We start from the raw sequence: 18,790 nt of genomic DNA on the forward strand, positions 1-18,790 counted from the left end.
TACAACCAAATAACGACCTAAAATGAAGTCACATAACAAATACATACCTGCCTTATTAATAGTGATAGTGCTTCTTGTGAGTACTGCCTTTATGCAGGCGCCCGTAGGTAATGGTGTGATGAAACATAAGGATACATATCAAGCTGGAGAGTGGCTTAAATTTAGAGTACACTACGGACTGCTTACTGGTGGTTATGCTACTATAGACATTAAAGATGCTACTTATAAAGGAAAGCCAGTACATCACATTAAAGGTTTTGGTGAGACTACAGGTATTGTGGGATTAGCCTTTGGAGTAGAGGATTACTATGAAAGCTGGGTAGATAAAAAGACAGATTTGCCATATAAGTTTTTACGTAAAATAGATGAGGGTGGTCACACTAAAAACAAAGTTATAGAGTTTGATCAAGTGGCACATAAAGCGCATATAAACGATTTAAAGCGAAATAAGAAAACCACTATTGATACAGAACCGGGCATTCAAGATATGGTCTCTGCAATGTATTACTTGCGTAATAATCTTACCACAGATGGATTAAAGGCAGGTGATGAAGTCAATCTCACCATGTTTTTTGATGGAGAAAACTATCCATTTAAAATGCGCTTTTTGGAAAGAGAGACGATTCGTACGAAGTTTGGAAAGGTAAAGACATTAGTATTTAGACCACTCGTACAGTCTGGTCGTGTTTTTCAAGAAAAAGAAAGTCTTACGATATGGGTGAGTGACGATGATAATAAAATACCACTACGTATTAAGGCAGAATTATCTGTAGGTTCACTTAAAGCAGATCTAGACGCTTATAAAGGACTTAAGCATCCTTTTGAGATCGTGTTTGATTAAGGATTTTGTAAATTGCCACTTAATAAATTAGGCAACACAGCGTTGATGTTTATCATATATGAAGTATTTGATAAGCTCAATATTTACGGTCCAATAACTACACATGAAAAAGCCCATTCAGCCAGACATAGAAAAAATTATCAATCAGCTTGATGATAAGTACGAGAAGATAGATCAAGATCTTGATGATCATCTTGAAGGATTACTGCAAAGTAAGCCTATCACTTATTGGGACTATATCCATACGGATGCATTATTAAGCCTGCAGTTACCACGAACGAGCATGCCAGATGAAAATGTATTTATCATGTATCATCAGGTTAATGAGTTACTTTTCAAGATGGTGCTATGGGAGATTGAGCAAGTAGCTCATCATCCAAAGCTTACTGTAGATTTTTTTAGCTCTCGCTTAGGACGTATAAGTCGGTATTTTGATATGCTCACAAGTTCTTTCTCGATTATGCAAGAAGGAATGGATGTCGAGCAGTACATGAAATTTAGAAAAACCCTTACTCCAGCTAGTGGTTTTCAAAGTGCACAGTATAGAAAAATAGAGTTTGCAAGTACAGATTTAATAAATCTTATAGATAATCGCTTTCGCGAAAGCATAGACCGCAATACTCCGTACGAACATGCGTTAGAACATCTATATTGGCAAGCCGCCGGCAAAGATTATCATACTGGTAAAAAATCTTATTTGCTCACAGCCTTTGAAGAGAAGTATAAAAACGACTTTGTAGCGTTTACAAAAGAATATAATACTATAAATTTGTATGCCCGCTTTAAAAGTTTACCTCAAGAAGTACGTGAGAATCAAAAGTTACGTGATGCTATGCGTCACTACGATTACACAGTAAATGTAACTTGGGTAATGTCTCATTATCATGCTGCAAATCATTACTTAAATAATGGTGAGAAAGTGGTGGAGGCAACAGGCGGAAGCGAATGGACAAAATATATGCACCCTAAATACCAGCGACGTATTTTCTTTCCAGAAGTCTGGACTGCAGAAGAGCTAGCAAACTGGGGGCATGATGTATAATGAATGACAACTTATTTTTTGTGAAATATTACCACCACTATCTTTTAGTTTTTTTTAGTTTTTTAGTTTTTGCTTGCGGTGACGCTACCTCAGATACGGTAGAAGATGAAGAAATTTATACTGCGCCACCAGAAGTAGTTAAAGAGTACGGTTACGTGCTTGATGATTATATTGTAGAGCGAGATACCGTGCAATCTGGAGATAGTTTTGGGAAGATTCTTTTTGATGCAAACGTAGATTATGCAACAATTGAAGAGATTTCTGATTCTGTAAAATCAGTTTTTGATACGCGCCGCATTAGAAAAGGAAAACCATATGTTTTACTTAAATCAAAAGACTCTTTAGAGGCCGCTCAGGTATTTATTTATGAGCAAAATAGGGAAGACTACGTAGTAGTTGATTTTAAGGAGAATGTGAAAGCTGCGGCAAGAAAGCATCCTACAACAACTTATGAGCGTGAGATTTCTGGAGTAATAAACAGTAATCTATCATCCACTTTTGATGATCTTGGGGTAAGTGTGAATGTCGCTTATAAAATGGCAGATATTTATGCGTGGACTATTGATTTCTTTAAGCTTCAAAAAGGTGACCGTTTTAAAGCAATATATGAAGAGCGCTTTGTAAATGATACTATTCCAGCAGGAGTAGGCAAAATTAAAGCTGTTCTTTTTGAACATGCGGGACGTGAGATTTATGCATTTAGATTTGCAAATGACTCGCTAGCCGGAGGTTTTGACTACTTTGATGAAAATGGAGATAATTTACGTCGTGCATTCTTAAAAGGGCCACTTAAATTCAATAGAATCTCATCTAGATATAACCTTAAGCGACGTATAAAATATTATGGCTATAAGTTGCGCCCACATAAAGGGACTGACTTTGCTGGAGCTATAGGCACTCCTATTCTTGCTACTGCAGATGGGGTGGTGACTAAATCTGAACGACGTGGAGGTAACGGTAATTATGTAAAAATACGCCACAACGCTACTTATGATACACAATACCTACACATGCAAAAAAGAGCTGTAAAAGTAGGTCAGTCTGTGCGTCAGGGAGATGTAATAGGAACTATAGGTATGACTGGAAATTCTGGTGGGCCCCACGTGTGTTATCGCTTTTGGAAAAATGGAAAACAAGTGGATCCTTTTAAAGAAGATCTTCCAGCATCAAAACCGCTAGATGACCATTTAAAACCTATTTACGATAGTATACGCAAACCTCTCAGACTTCAACTAGATAATATCCCATTTATGAGTGAAGCAGAAATGGAGTTTGCACAACAGCAAGCAGAAGAAAAACAACAGTAACCTCAAGAATTTGCCTAATGAAAAATATAAACCCAACTACAACAGCAGCTTGGAAAGCATTAGAAACGCATTACAAGGAAACAAAAGATACGCTATTAGTAGATCTTTTTAAGGATAGTGCTCGTGCAGAAGAGTTTACTATCATTTGGGATTCTTTATATGTAGATTATAGTAAAAATAGAATCACAACTAAAACTCGGGCTCTTCTTGTGCAACTTGCAGAAGAGGTAGGCTTAAAAGAGGCAATTGATAGCTATTTTGGTGGGGATGCAATAAACGCAACCGAGGATCGAGCAGTGATGCATACTGCATTACGTGATGAAAAGAGTGATGCCTTTGCTAAGGAAGAGGTGGATGAGGTAAAAAAGTCAATCGAACTATTTACTGAAAAAGTGATATCTGGTAAGCATAAAGGAGCTACTGGTAAAGAGATTACAGATGTTGTAAATATAGGAATAGGCGGTTCTGATCTCGGGCCAGTGATGGTTGTTGAGGCATTGCAGTTTTACAAAAACCACTTGACTACTCATTTTATATCAAATGTAGATGGTGATCATGTAATGGAGACTATTAAAGATCTTAATCCAGAAACAACGCTTTTTGTAATTGTATCAAAGACTTTTACAACTCAAGAGACATTGAGTAACGCTACAACAGTAAGAAAGTGGTTTGTAGACCAACTTGGAGAAGAAGAGGTAGGTAGCCATTTTGTTGCAGTGTCAACAAATGAGGAGGCTATTGCTAGCTTTGGTATTTCTTCAGATAACGTATTCCCTATGTGGAACTGGGTGGGAGGACGCTTTTCTCTTTGGAGCTCAGTAGGTTTGTCTATAGCGCTTGCTGTGGGTTATAAAAACTTTGAAGGCTTACTGCATGGCGCATTTAAAATGGATGAGCATTTTAAAAACACGTCATTTGATCAAAACATTCCAGTGATTACGGCACTCTTAAGTGTGTGGTATAACAATTTTTATGGTGCAGAGACAGAGGCTGTAATTCCTTACTCTCAGTATTTGCATAGGCTTCCAGCATACTTGCAGCAAGCAATTATGGAAAGTAACGGGAAAAGTGTAGATCGTAATGGTGATCGCGTTACTTATGAAACTGGAAATATTATTTGGGGCGAACCAGGAACCAACTCACAGCATGCTTTTTTCCAATTAATACATCAAGGAACAAAGTTAATTCCTGCAGATTTTATTGGTTTTAAAAAATCACTTCACGGTAATCAAGATCACCATGATAAGCTTATGGCAAATTTCTTTGCACAAACAGAAGCGCTCATGAATGGTAAGACGGTATCTCAAGTGGAGCAGGATTTTGAGGGAAGTACGCTTTCGCGAAAGCGTATAGAAGAACTTACCCCTTTTAAAGTTTTTGAAGGAAATAAGCCTACTACCACTATTTTAGGGGAGAAGCTTACTCCAGAGAGCTTAGGGTCACTGGTAGCAATGTATGAGCATAAAATTTTTGTACAAGGAGTGATATGGAATATATACTCTTATGATCAATGGGGAGTTGAGCTAGGAAAACAACTTGCAAAAAAAGTGCTTAATGAGTTCAGTACTGGAACAAGTGAAAATCATGATAGTTCTACTAAGAATTTAATGAAATACTATAAAGAAGCGTAGTAAATAATTGACTACTAGTATCTTATTGATAAACCCTTCAGGCTAATGTTTGAAGGGTTTTTTTGGTTTTACAAAATGAAAAAACCTTCTCATATAAGTTAACGTTAAGTTAATATTGGCACTCCACAAATTTAGAGTAATTTTGCAGCGCTAATTATTAACAAATATCATGAAGAAAATTACATTTTTATCATTGATCGCCATGTTTCTAGTGACGGTATCGTCATTAGCACAAGGGGTAACGACAAGTTCTATCTCTGGACGTGTGTTAGACAACACAGAAGGTCCATTGCCTGGAGCAAACATTATTGCAACGCACGTGCCTACAGGTTCTGTGTATGGAGCAGTAACAGATTTTGATGGTTTTTACCGTCTACCTAACCTTAAGTCAGGAGGTCCTTACAACGTTACAATTACTTACGTAGGATTTGAGGATTATGCACTTAATGGATTTAGTTTATCTCTTGGTGAGACTAAGAGAATTAGTGTAACAATGCAAGAAAATGCAAATGCTCTTGATGAGATTGTAATTACTGGCTCAAACAACAGTATTTTTAACACTAATAAAACGGGATCAGAAACTTCTATTTCTGAACGTGACATTGCTACTATTCCTTCTGTTTCTAGAGGAATTGCAGATTTTGCTCGTGTTACTCCTCAAGCTCAACTTTCTGAAGGAGATGATGGTTTTTCTATCTCTTTAGGTGGTCAAAACAACCGTTACAACGCAATCTATATTGATGGTGCTGTTAACAATGATGTTTTTGGACTTGCGGGATCAGGTACAAACGGAGGTCAAACGGGTGTAAGTCCTTTCTCTGTAGATGCTATTGAGTCTTTCCAAATTAACCTAGCTCCTTTTGATGTACGTCAGTCAGGATTCTCTGGTGGTTCTGTAAACGCTGTAACACGTTCTGGTTCTAATAACTGGGAAGGTAGTGTATACGGTTTCTTAAGAAACGAAAGTCTTGCTGGAAAAACTCCAGTAGATTTAACAAACGAAGGTGACGAGCGTGAGAAGCTTGCAGAATTTTCTGCTAAGACTTACGGTATCCGTATAGGTGGACCAATTGTAAAGGATAAATTATTCTTCTTTGCAAATTATGAGCGTCAAGATGACGAGACTCCACAACCATTTAACTTCTCAAACTATCAAGGAAGATCTTCTGAAGCAGAAATTGCAAACCTTTCTAGCTTCTTGCAATCTGAGTATGGTTATAACCCTGGTACATTTGATAACAATACTAGAACTTTAGAAAGCGACAAGATAAACTTACGTTTAGATTGGAATATCAACGATAATCACAAAGTTTCTATCCGTCAAGGTGTAGTTGAGGCAACAAACTTAGAAGCTCGTAATTCAGGAGAAAGAGGAATTGGATTCATCAATGGATCTGAGTTTTTTGAAACTAAAACATATTCTACTGCATTTGAATTAAACTCTACGTTTGGTTCTAAATTTGCAAACAACTTGAAGATTGGATATACTTCAGTAAAGGATGATAGAGATCCTTCTGGAAATCCATTCCCTACAGTAGACATTCAAGATGGTGGAGGTACAATCTCTTTTGGATCAGAACCATTCTCAACTGCAAATTTACTTGAGCAGGATATCTTTACTATTAATAACAACTTCCAGATTTTTTCTGGACGTCACGCTGTAACTCTTGGTGCGAATCTTGAGATAGCATCTGCTAAGAACTTATTCTTTGCTTATAACTATGGAGATTATACTTTTGAAGATCAGTTTGATGCTGATGATAACTTAGTTTCTTCTGGACTTGATCAGTTCTTAGCTGGGCAAGATGCAGATGTATTCCAACATGGTTATTCTTTAGTAGGTAATGGTGCTGTAGGTGATGAGTCTGCTGGATCTGCAGATTTTGGAACTTCACAATTAGGTTTCTACGTTCAAGATGAAGTTCAAGTAACTGAAAACTTCAAAATAACAGGAGGTATCCGTGTGGATGTTCCTTATTGGGAAGATGGTACTGTAAATGATGACTTCAATACAAGAACTGTTGGCCTATTAACTGCTGCGGGTAAAGATTTACAAGGAGCACGCGTAGGACAAGGAGTAGATGCTTCTGCTCACATTGCACCACGTTTAGGATTTAACTGGGATGTATTTGGAAACAACACTACACAAGTACGTGGAGGATTAGGAGTATTTACTTCAAGACTTCCATTAGTATGGCCAGGAGGAACTTACAACAACAATGGTGTTACTGGAGGCTTTAGCTTTATCTTCGGAGAGGAATTCCAACCTGATGTAAACCAACAAACACAAGTTGTAGCAGCTGGTTCTGGAGGAGTAGGTGGAAACATCGATCTTTTTGCTAAGAACTTTAAGCTTCCACAAGTAGGAAAGTATAACATTGCTATAGATCAAAAATTACCAATTTGGGGATTAATTGCATCTGCAGATTTCTTATATAATGATGTACTTACAGATGTTTATTATGAGAACTTAAACTTAGGTGAGCCAGTAGGAACTTATGAAGGAGCAGATAACCGTCCATTCTATAATCGTAGTGATGAAATCGATGATACTTACGGAAGAATCATTTTAGCATCAAATACAAACGAAGGATCTTCTTATAATGCAACTTTTACACTTAGAAAACCATTCCAAAATGGTTTCCAAGGGCAAGTTTCTTATTCTTACGGAGAGTCTGAAAAAATATTTGATGGAACTTCTTCTCAAAACAGCTCACAGTGGAGAGGGATTCAAACTGTAAACGGTAAGAATTCAGATATTCCTTTATCTAGATCTGACTTTTCATTAGGTAGCCGTATCTCAGGAAACGCATCTTATGAGATTGAATATGGAGGAGATTTCGGAGGAAAAACTACAATAGGTCTTTTCTATGAAGGATCACAATCTTCGCCTTATAGCTTTACATATAGAGAAGGACGTGATTTATTAAATGACGATTCTAGAGATAATGCTCTTATCTATGTACCTACAAATGCTTTAGATGCAAATCAGATTAATATTGCAGATATTGTAGATAGAGAAACTGGTGTAGTTCTTGTTCCAGAACAAGCACAACGTGAGATTCTTGAAGCATTTATCGAGAATGATGATTATCTAAGCACTCGAAGAGGAAAGTATGCAGAGCGTAACGGTTCAAGAGGACCTTGGAATCACATTGTTGACTTTAAGTTATTACAAGATATATATGTAAAAACTGGAGATAAGAAGAGTACATTCCAAATCTCTTTAGACATCTTCAACTTCACAAACTTTATCAATAAAGATTGGGGAGTACGTAAATTTGTAGGATCTAATGTATCTCCACTTCAAACCGTATCTACTTCTAATAGTGAGCCAGTTTTCAGTATAGTTGAAAGCTTATTCAATGTTGATGAAAATGGTAATCTATTGAGTGACAATATTGATCGAGTTGATGATCAAGGACTTCAATCTTCAAGATGGCAAATGCAGGTAGGTCTTCGTTATATCTTTAACTAAGAACTATTATTACATAATTGCAATCGCAATAATAAAGCCGCTACTGGAAACAGTAGCGGCTTTTGTTTTTATGGATTATCTTTGAGCTTTAAACTTATTAAACCATTTATTTATGTACTCAGTTGTTCAATTTGTCCATTCGTACTGGGCGTACCTTGTAGTTATCGTGCTTGTGGTTGCCACATTTAATGCACTCACAAAATTCTTTGGAAAAAAGGAGTACGGCGGTAAGGACATGAGCTTAGCTTTATTTACCCTTATTACAATGCACATACAACTGCTTATAGGCCTTGTGCTGTGGTTTATATCTCCTAATGGATTGCAAGCTATAAAAGCAAATGGTATGGGAGGACTTTCTAGCCAAGCAAGACAACTTGCGGTAGAGCATCCATTTTTAATGATTATTGCAGTGGTGCTTGTAACCATTGGTTACTCTAAGCATAAAAAACAACGCCTATCTACACCTAAATTTAAGAAGATAGCAATCTTTTATACACTTGCACTTATCGCAGTGCTAGCAATTATACCATGGAATCAGTGGTTTTAATAGTCATTGATTAAATATATACAAAGGTTATTATTACGCTTTCGCGAAAGTGTGCTAATTCATAAAAAGCCCAAAATCAATATTGATTTTGGGCTTTCTTATGTATGCTGTATTATTAGTCTACGTATTCTTTCTTGATTACGTAAATATAAACCGGAAAGTGGTCGCTGTAGCCACCCGTATATCCACCATTTGCAAAGCTTCTGTAAGGATATCCATTATAACGACCCTTAGGGTTGCTCAAGTAGCTTTTGTTGTAAATACCAGCCTTATAATACCTAAAAGAGGTGTAATCCTCATTAAGTAACGGAGCACTTATAATTATCTGGTCAAAGAGGTTCCACCCATCACGATACGCTAGCGTGCCTATGCCCTTTTTAAACATAGATTCCATTGGGTTGTAGAGTGCTTTATCTCTTACTTTTTTAATCTTGCGATGTGTTTGTAATACCTTTTTTACACTAGCATTTGTTGGGTCGTCATTAAGATCTCCCATGATAATAATCTTTGCATAAGGATCATTGCTTTGTAAGCTATCTGTAATTTTCTTCGTAAGTGAAGCTGCGTCCATACGTTTTTTTCTACTCTTTGCTTCTCCACCAGACCGAGACGGCCAGTGGTTTACGATGATATGTATCATGTCACCATCGAGTAGGCCAGATACCAGAAGCTGATCCCTTGTATACTTACGTTTTGATGGATTATCAATCTCGTAAATGAGTAATTCATGTTTACTAGTAAATAATGGCTTAAATAGCCTCTTTTGATACAACAGTGCTACGTCTATCCCTCTTCTGTCTGGAGAATCATAATGCACAATACCGTAATCTCTCGGCAGTAATTGTGGGTCATTAGCTAGCGCTTCTACGGTTTTTCTGTTTTCAATTTCTGCGAGTCCTATAATCGCTGGGCTGTTTTTTGTGAAGTCCTTTCCTATATCGGCAATTACTCGTGCGATATTTTTCACCTTGTCTTGATATATCGTTTCGGTCCAATGATCCTTACCTTCAGGAGTGCGATCATCATCATAAGTGATAGGGTCATTGATGGTGTCAAACAGATTTTCTACGTTGTAAAATGCGATAGTGTGGGCTCTGTATTTATTGGTTTGTTGCGCTTTCGCGAAAGCGTAAAGACAAAACAATATCACAAGTATTGAGCATCTCTTAGTTTTTAATTTTATTGAAAGCATTGGTGTTTTATGTAAGATTTTTCGTAATATGTAGTCCAAATGTAATGAAATTCAGTGCCTTACGAATTTATAATTTTTCTTATAAAATATTTAAAACTGAAATGTTACGTCAATTAGAGGCTATGAATAACAATTTATTACGGTATGTTTTCTTGTTGTTTAGTGGCGTTATGTGGTCTCAAACACAACTCAAAGGAACGATAATAGACGCCATCACTTCACAGCCGATTCCCGATGTGAGTATAAAAATTCAAGGAGAAAATAGCAATATAAAAACTGATGCTCTTGGTGTATTTGTGTTGACTAATATCGAGTTGTACGGAAATCAGATTTTAATTGTAGAAAAAAATGGTTTCGTTACGAAGCGACTGCCTGTCATTATAAAAGCTAAAGAAATATTAGAACTTTCATTAATAACGCTTGACGTCGATATTACTGTGGAACAGCGGCAGATAGGGTTAATCTCGTTATCAGATAATGATTTAAATAGTGATGATACTCAAGAGAGTTTTAATACCTCAGGCTTATTAACTGCTGGACGAGACGCTTTTTTGAGCGCTGCAGCATTTGATTGGAGCGCTACCTTTTTCCGGCCAAGAGGATTGGATAATGCTAATGGCAAACTCCTCATCAACGGGATAGAAATGAATAAACAGTTTAACGGGCGCCCGCAGTGGGGAAGTTGGGGCGGACTTAATGATGCACAGCGCAACCGTGAGTTTACGCAAGGTTTAAAAGCTAATGAGTATAGCTTTGGAGGACTGGCTGGAGTAACAAATATCATCATGCGAGCATCACAGGAGCGAAAAGGAGGTAGGGTTTCATATGCCGCAGCTAGTGCTTCTTATCAAGGGCGGTTAATGGGAAGTTACAACTCTGGGTTATCTCAGAAAGGATGGGCTTATAGTGTGTTGTTGTCTCGTCGTTTTGGCAAAGAAGGTTTTCAAGATGGTACTTTATATGATGCAAACTCAATATATTTATCTGTAGAGAAGAAAATTAATGATAATCACAGTCTTAATTTTTCTTCTTTTTACACACCTAATCGGCGTGGTCGTGCTTCTTCACTTACACAAGAACAAGTGGATCTTAAAGGGCGCACTTATAATCCATATTGGGGTTTTCAAAATGATGAACAGCGTAATGCTAGAATGCGCAAGATTGAAGAGCCAGTATTTATGATTAATCATTACTGGGATGTAAGTGATAAGACAAGTATCAATACAAACTTAGGGTATCAAGTAGGCACCATAAAAAGTGGCAGAATAGATAACGGAAGCCTTAGGAATCCAGCGCCAAATTATTATCAGCTCTTGCCCAGTTTTGCACTTCAAGATCCAAGCCCTACTGCGGGAGATTTTCAAACAGCATATGTACTGCAACAAGACTTCATAAATGATGGTCAGCTAGACTGGGAATCCATATACCAATCTAATGTAGGCGGAGGTAATTCAAAAATTATACTTCAAGATGACGTGGTGGGAGATAAACAACTGTCTGCAACTATGATTTTGAACTCTCAGCTTACGGATGCAATTACCATAAATGGAAATGTTTCTTATAGAGATTTGAAGAGTGAAAACTATGCACAGGTAAGTGATTTACTAGGAGGTGAGGGGTTTCTTGATATAGACAACTTTTCTGTAAGTGAGAGTCAGGATGGTCAAGAAGGCGATCTCGCACAGAGTGATGTGCGTAACCCTAACCGAATTGTTCAAGTAGGAGATCGGTATAAGTATAACTATAATATCAATTCAAGTACAATAAGCGGATTTGCTCAAGCACAGTTTACTTTTAAAAATACAGACTTTTTTATTTCTGGTGCAGCAAGTACTACAAGTTATCAGCGAGAGGGATTATTTGAGAACGGAAATTTTGTGGGTGAGAATTCCTTTGGACTAAGTGAGAAACTTTCATTTACAGATGGAGGATTGAAAGCTGGTGCGACATATAAATTTACAGGGAGACACATCATGACAGTTAACGGAGCTTACTACACTACTGCTCCTTCCATTAGAAATAGTTTTAGTAATGCGCGACAAAATAATGATGTAGTAAATAACCTAACATCAGAACAAATACAAAGTGTGGATGCTAGCTATATTTATAGATCGCCTATTGTAAAAGCACGTCTCACAGGATTTTATACAGGCTTTCAAAATGGAACTGATTTAGGATTCTTTTTTACTCAAAATTCGATAGCGCAAACGGAGGCGTCTTTTGTACAAGAAGTGCTTACCAATGTTGGTCGGCAAAACATAGGTATTGAGATAGGCATAGAGGCGCAGGTATTACCTACACTTAAGTTAAAAGCAGCTGCATCTGTAGGTCAATATACCTACACAAATAACCCAGATATTTACTATACCTCTGATGATTTTGATGGACCTCAGACATTTGGAGATGGTAAAGTTGCAATTAAAAATCTACATGTTGCCGGTGGGCCAGAAAGAGCTTATCAATTAGGTCTTGAGTATCGAGATCCAGATTTCTGGAATTTTGGTATTACGGTAAACCGCTTTTCTAATGCTTACATAGACATTAGTAATCTAGCACGTACAGCAAATTTTAACCAAGACATAGACGGTCAACCATTTAACGATTTTGATGCGGACGTTGCTAAGGGCTTGCTTAGGCAATCACAAATAGATAGTTATAATCTCGTAAATATTATAGGAGGCAAGTCATGGAGGATAGGAAGTTACTTTGTGGGCTTTTTTGCTACGGTAAATAACGTACTCAACGAAAATTATATTACGGGAGGCTTTGAGGATTCTCGTAGGGTAAATTATAGGTCAAAACTTGAAGAGTCGCAACGTGCCACACCCATTTTTGGAGATCGTTTATTCTTTGGAAGAGGAACCACATACTACGTAAATGCTTACGTTAGATTTTAAACTTTAAAATTAAGATGATGAAATTATTCCAGAAACTGTCAGTTGTTGCAATACTCTTCTTAATTATAAGTTGCGTAAATGATGATGAGTTCTCAACCCCAGTGCTTGAAATCACGGATCCAGATCTAGATGGAGAAATCATCACCATCGCACAACTAGCCAATCTCTATGAACAGGCAGTTCTAAGTGAGGCAGATAATCTAGGTATTAACCCTACTAGCGTGACAGATATTACAGCCTTGCGCAGTACATTTAGACTTGATCTTTCTGAAACCAATCGTTATGTAGAAGGTTTTGTGATAAGTAGTGATGCCTCTGGAAACTGGTTTGAGGAGCTCATCATACAAGATGCAGCAAGTAATCCTACAGCAGGTGTGCGCGTACTTATAGATGAGAGTCCGCTGTTTACCTATTATGAAGTGGGTCGCAAGGTATTTGTAAAGCTAGGTAATGCAACACTAGACAATCAAGCTATAGGAGGTTTATGGATAGGAGATAGCAACGGAGTATTAACGCTAGGCATTACAGATAATCTAGATAAAATCCCAGCGCCAGCACAGTTTAGCTTTATGCAGAGATCATCCATTATTGAAGAGATAATTCCGCTTGAGGTTACTATAGAAGACTTTAGGAATGAGTTAGAAAATATATTCGTCAAGCTCACAGATGTTCAGTTTATAAAGGAGGATGTCATTGATGGGAGTGTTACCTATGCGGGAGAACCTCTTGATGAGTTTGATGGAGAGCGAGAACTGGTGCATTGCGCCACTGGGCAATCTACTATTGTAAGTACAAGTACCTTTGCAAATTTTAAATCCATATTGCTACCCGATGGACGTGGGAGTATATCGGGAGTGCTCACACGTAACTTTTTTGGAGACACCTATAATCTTGCAATCAATGATCCAGAAGCCGTCATTTTTGATGGGACAGACCGCTGTGATCCCGTAGAAATAGATTGCGGCCCAGCTAGTGGAATGGGGGAAAATATACTATTTGAAGAGTTTTTTGAGTCGCAAACTAATAATAACCCTATAATGGGTAGTGGCTGGACTAATTATCAAGAAGAAGGAACCCAAGCATGGGAAGCTTATACGAGTACTGGTCAGAATGCCTCATTAGGTAGGTCTGCGAGAATTGCATCTGCGTTTTCTGGAGATGCAAGAACGGTGTCTTGGTTAATCACTCCTCCCATAGATTTTATTTCAAATACGGGAGAAACTTTACGTTTTAGAACATCCAATAGCTTTGCAGACGGCAGTAGGTTGACCATACTTTTTTCTAACGACTGGGATGGTGATGTCACAACAATTGCTGCTTCTACTTGGGATGTCCTAGCCGCAGCAGATATTGTAGCAGATAATGATTTCTTTGGAAACTGGATTGACTCCGGTATTGTTGATCTCTCCTGTGTCACAGGTACTGGCTATGTTGCATTTAGATATAACGGATCTGGAAATGCAAGTTTTGACGGTACTTATGAACTTGACGAGATTCAAATTAAAGCAAATTAAAATATCCTCTTAGTCAGATCTTGTAGATAGAATGCTATACACAGGAAAATGATCACTATAACCACCTAGATATCTTTTTCCAGCATAAGTGCGAAAGGGTGTTCCTTTAAATTTACCATCATATTCAGTGAGGAAAAAGTCATTGTAAATATCTGACTTCTCGTAAAGAAGTGTGTTTTCGTGTAGCTGTACAAAATTGTTCGAAAAGATAATCTGATCAAAAATGAACCACTCAAATCTATAATTTAAGCTTCCTTCATATCTTGTTCCTAAGTACAGCATCGGGTTGTAAAACTCCGTTTTAACGAGGTTGTTTTTTACGCTTTCACTGTGTGGCCCGTCATTAAAATCGCCCATAATGATAATCTTCACTTTAGGGTCTTCATTCATGAGTTTGTCAATAACTTCCCTATTGCGCTGTGCTGCTGTAATGCGCTTTTGTGAGGTTTCATTCTCACCAGATCTTCGGGAAGGCCAGTGATTTACTAGTATGTGCACAGGATTTCCTAAAAGTTCTCCTTGAACATAAAGAATGTCACGTGTATAGTCTCTGCCACCTTCATCGGCTTCTAGGTAGAGTGTGATGGGTTCACTTGCCGTGACTTTAAAGTCTGCTTTTTTGTATAATAGAGCAACGTCAATACCGCGCTCATCTGGGGAGTCATAATGAACAATATCATAGCCTTCATCTTTAAGATTATCTGTCGCAATAAGAGACTCTAGTACGGATCTATTTTCCACTTCGGCAACGCCAAGGAGAGAAGGTGAGGTCTTAGTGTCATCCTTCCCTATGTTTGAGATAACTTTTGATAGTTTGGCTATTTTCTTATTAAACTTATAGCTATTCCACTCCTTAAAACCGTTCGGTGTGAAGTCGTCGTCTAGCGTTTCAGGGTTGTTTGTCGTGTCAAAAAGATTTTCTAGGTTGTAAAAGCCTACTGCACATTGTATTTTTTCTTGTTGCGCTTTCGCGAAAGCGGAATCATCCTCCATAATGAATAGTGTCTATGAGTGTTACAATTTAGTCAAAAAGACTGCAATCCATTTGCTACCTTTGTTAATATGATCGAAACAGAAAAAATAGATTATGAAAAGTGTGTGCTAGTGGGGCTAGTTACCCAAAAGCAAACACACGATAAAATGACGGAATACCTTGACGAACTTGAGTTTCTAGCATACACAGCTGGAGGTGAAGTTTTAAAGCGTTTCTCTCAAAAATTAGAAAAACCTAATCCCAAAACTTTTATAGGGACAGGAAAGATGGAAGACGTTGCTGCATATGTAGAGCAGCACGATGTGGGTACTGTGATCTTTGATGACGAACTTACGCCTGGGCAACAACGTAACATAGAAGCAATCTTAAAATGTAAGATTGTAGATCGTACTTATTTAATACTTGACATTTTTGCTCAGAGAGCTCAAACGAGTTATGCACGCACACAAGTGGAGCTTGCTCAGTACGAGTATTTACTGCCTAGACTTACGGGTTTATGGACACACCTTGAACGCCAGCGTGGAGGTATAGGTATGCGTGGGCCTGGAGAAACAGAAATTGAAACGGATAGACGTATTGTGCGTGACCGTATTACCTTGCTTAAAAAGAAGATGCTTACTATAGATAAGCAAATGGCTACGCAGCGTGGTAATCGTGGTGCACTTGTGAGAGTCGCTCTCGTAGGTTATACAAATGTGGGTAAAAGTACCCTCATGAATGTGATAAGTAAGAGTAAGGTATTTGCCGAAAATAAACTTTTTGCAACCTTAGATACTACCGTACGTAAAGTGGTGGTAGGGAATCTTCCCTTCCTACTTTCAGACACGGTAGGATTTATACGTAAGTTACCTACACAGCTGGTAGATTCTTTTAAAAGTACCCTTGATGAAGTGCGTGAGGCAGACTTACTACTGCATGTGGTAGATATTTCTCATCCACAATTTGAAGATCACATCAATGCTGTAAACCAGATTCTTGATGAGATTGAGAGTATGGATAAGCCTACGCTTATGGTATTTAATAAGATTGATGCGTATACGGCAGAGGCTTATGATGACGAAGATCTTATGGTAGAGCGCACTGGTGTACACTACACGCTTGACGAGTGGAAAGAAACATGGATGTCGCGTACTAACGGTGATGCCATTTTTATATCTGCACTTAACAAAAACAACTTTGAAGAGTTCAGAAAGAAAATTTATGAGCGCGTAAGAGAGATTCACGTAACAAGATTTCCTTACAATGCATTTTTGTATCCAGAATATGAAGAGCAAGTAGGGAATAGCGAGGAAGAATAAGATTATTTTTTACAAATAATTTAATATTGAAAACGGTCAACTTTAAAAGTTGGCCGATTTTTTTTGCGCAAAAAAACTTTCTTGTTATTAACTATTATTCAGTAATTTCCCACAAAATTATAAATATGAATAAACTTACTCTTGTTGTCTTATTATTTTTATCATGCTCAGTCTTTTCACAAAGAGCTGCAGATGAAACACTTGATTTTGATGGAAAAGTCACGGACTTAATTATTGTGCCTTTTAATGGTATTGTAGTTATTTCTGACGGTACAAATTTAAATGCGTATAATCCAGATACAGATGAGAGTCTGTGGGTAACTCCTATACCAAAAGCGAGTAGTGCGTCTGCCCTATTAAATGCAGACTTATCTGTTGAAAGTATTTTTAGCACAAACAGAAAAGGATCAGGTTTTGACGTAATACCAGACACGCCTTTTCTTCAGAAGTTTTTTGATAACAGACTTTATATTATAAACAGCTTTGATGGAAGTGTGATTTTTGCATCAGATGATAGTGATGTTTTCTTCTTCCAGTCAGAATATCTTTTTGACGAAAATGCACTATTATTAAGGGGAATGAAAGATAAAAGCTTAGTGATTGCTAAGTATGATCTTAAGAATGAAACGTACCAATGGGAAACTGAAGTTTCAGAAAATTTTGGAACTGTTTTTTCTAAACTTGCAGCAGCAGCAGGAAAGGATCAAACGGGAGCTACAGATAAGTTAGAGCTTATAGAAGATAAAATTTTCTTACTCGCAAAATCTAAATTTTATGTGTTAGATAATGAGTCTGGTAGTTTATTATGGAGTGCAGAAGAGAATGATTATGCTGGTTTTAATGCAAACCAAGATGCAACTTATGTTCTTTTAAATGAGTCTAAAGGTTTCTTTGCAGGGAAGTCATTGTTATATCTCAAAAATGCACAAGACGGAAGTCCAGTATGGGAAGATCCTATTAAAACAAAGAGACTAGTTCTTTTTGAAGATTGGAAAAATAAAATGCTCTTAGCACACTATAAGGGCTTCAATTTTTATGATTTTGAGACTGGAGAAAAAGTGTGGGAAAAAGATCCTAAAGGAAAGAATATCAAATCTGTAATTCCAGAGGGAACAGATTTTCTTTACGTGTATGACAACGAGATGATGTTGATCGATAAGGACGGACAGAAAAAGTGGAAGAAGGATGTAAAAATCTGTGATGATGATGAAGATCCAGTTTTTTTCTTAGAAAAAACAAAAAACGGAAAAGTACTCTATGTGACAGCTACCTATGCAAATATGGTAGATTACAATACGGGAAAGAAAATATGGAGTGGAAACTTAAAACTAAATGAAAAGCGACCTACGGTAGCAAAGTTTGACGAGAACACAGGTGATTTTGTAATCTACAATGATGAAAAATTATATAGATTTAATGAAAACTCGACTGAAAGACCAAAGCCTTATGCAAAGCTTAAACTCAAAAATGAGAAGTTAATTACTAGCATGGAGATTTTTCCTAATAACGTGTCTATTTCTGGACAGAGTGAGGTGATCGGTGTAAAAGAAGATGGAGAAGTTCTTTTTCACAATAAGTATAAGCAGCCAGGAGAGTTTGGTAGAAAGTTATTAAAAGGTACTATGTCTGTGGTAAAAACAGCTGGTGCCGTTGCCACTACAAATGTTGAGATTAGTCAAGTAACTCGAGATGAAAATGGAAATGAGCAGGTTACTAAAGTTGGCGAAATAGGTTTTAACGAAAAAACAAGGCAGATAGGTAATGCAGGTTACATAGCAGGAAACATTGGTAGTCAGTTTGTAAAAGACAGATACAACGCACTGCAAGAGACAGATGTGTATGCCATCATTTTTGCAAAAGGTGAAAATGGGGAGAAGCTTCTTATTCGTGTAGATAAAGAAACAGGTGAGGAGTTAGATAAAATCACCGTAGATACTAATAAACCAGTCTACGATTATGATCCTGTTACCAAAGACCTATTTTACAGTAGTGGTAAAGAGGTGAAAATATTTAAGGGTAAATAATACAATACTTTATAATTATAAAAAT

At 37.3% G+C, this 18,790-nt stretch carries 12 protein-coding genes; 10 read left to right on the forward strand and 2 right to left on the reverse strand.

Features of this window, described 5'->3' with window-relative positions:
* Window positions 1–22 precede the first annotated feature (22 nt).
* The 6 genes from DCS32_RS07620 to DCS32_RS07645 all read left to right on the forward strand — a co-directional run bounded on the left by DCS32_RS07620 (window position 23) and on the right by DCS32_RS07645 (window position 8,846).
* The gene (locus tag DCS32_RS07620) at window positions 23–841 is read left to right on the forward strand and encodes a DUF3108 domain-containing protein (protein ID WP_108877727.1); all 819 of its coding nucleotides are present in this window, start codon (window positions 23–25) and stop codon (window positions 839–841) included.
* Between the two features lie 103 nt (window positions 842–944).
* On the forward strand, window positions 945–1,883 hold the full coding sequence (locus DCS32_RS07625) for a tryptophan 2,3-dioxygenase family protein (protein ID WP_108877728.1): 939 nt from the start codon (window positions 945–947) through the stop codon (window positions 1,881–1,883).
* Entirely contained in the window at window positions 1,883–3,190 is a 1,308-nt protein-coding gene (locus DCS32_RS07630) for a M23 family metallopeptidase (protein WP_108877729.1), read from the forward strand. Before DCS32_RS07625 ends, DCS32_RS07630 begins: the two co-directional genes overlap by 1 nt.
* A gap of 17 nt (window positions 3,191–3,207) precedes the next feature.
* A complete protein-coding gene (gene pgi / locus DCS32_RS07635) occupies window positions 3,208–4,821 on the forward strand; it encodes a glucose-6-phosphate isomerase (RefSeq protein WP_108877730.1) in 1,614 nt (537 codons plus the stop codon).
* A gap of 169 nt (window positions 4,822–4,990) precedes the next feature.
* Window positions 4,991–8,299 (forward strand): carboxypeptidase regulatory-like domain-containing protein, encoded by a 3,309-nt coding sequence (locus DCS32_RS07640; protein WP_108877731.1) that lies wholly within the window; start codon window positions 4,991–4,993, stop codon window positions 8,297–8,299.
* A 112-nt stretch (window positions 8,300–8,411) separates the two neighbouring features.
* Window positions 8,412–8,846: a hypothetical protein gene (locus DCS32_RS07645; RefSeq protein WP_108877732.1), complete on the forward strand. Its 435-nt coding sequence runs from the start codon at window positions 8,412–8,414 to the stop codon at window positions 8,844–8,846.
* 115 nt (window positions 8,847–8,961) lie between these two features.
* Here the strand turns inward: DCS32_RS07645 and DCS32_RS07650 are convergent, their stop codons facing one another.
* A complete protein-coding gene (locus DCS32_RS07650) occupies window positions 8,962–10,038 on the reverse strand; it encodes an endonuclease (protein WP_108877733.1) in 1,077 nt (358 codons plus the stop codon).
* Between the two features lie 122 nt (window positions 10,039–10,160).
* Between DCS32_RS07650 and DCS32_RS07655 the strand changes: the two genes are divergently transcribed.
* Both DCS32_RS07655 and DCS32_RS07660 read left to right on the forward strand, forming a co-directional pair.
* Complete coding sequence (locus DCS32_RS07655; RefSeq protein ID WP_239057580.1) at window positions 10,161–12,935, forward strand: TonB-dependent receptor; 2,775 nt, start codon at window positions 10,161–10,163, stop codon at window positions 12,933–12,935.
* A gap of 14 nt (window positions 12,936–12,949) precedes the next feature.
* A complete protein-coding gene (locus DCS32_RS07660; protein WP_162533614.1) occupies window positions 12,950–14,449 on the forward strand; it encodes a DUF5689 domain-containing protein in 1,500 nt (499 codons plus the stop codon).
* A gap of 9 nt (window positions 14,450–14,458) precedes the next feature.
* Here the strand turns inward: DCS32_RS07660 and DCS32_RS07665 are convergent, their stop codons facing one another.
* Window positions 14,459–15,442, reverse strand: a complete 984-nt coding sequence (locus DCS32_RS07665) for an endonuclease (protein ID WP_108877736.1) — start codon at window positions 15,440–15,442, stop codon at window positions 14,459–14,461.
* Between the two features lie 69 nt (window positions 15,443–15,511).
* Between DCS32_RS07665 and hflX the strand changes: the two genes are divergently transcribed.
* On the forward strand, window positions 15,512–16,741 hold the full coding sequence (gene hflX / locus DCS32_RS07670; RefSeq protein WP_108879261.1) for a GTPase HflX: 1,230 nt from the start codon (window positions 15,512–15,514) through the stop codon (window positions 16,739–16,741).
* Between the two features lie 125 nt (window positions 16,742–16,866).
* A complete protein-coding gene (locus DCS32_RS07675; RefSeq protein ID WP_108877737.1) occupies window positions 16,867–18,765 on the forward strand; it encodes a PQQ-binding-like beta-propeller repeat protein in 1,899 nt (632 codons plus the stop codon).
* Window positions 18,766–18,790: the final 25 nt, after the last annotated feature.

This window comes from Dokdonia sp. Dokd-P16 (assembly GCF_003095655.1).
Taxonomy (GTDB): domain Bacteria; phylum Bacteroidota; class Bacteroidia; order Flavobacteriales; family Flavobacteriaceae; genus Dokdonia.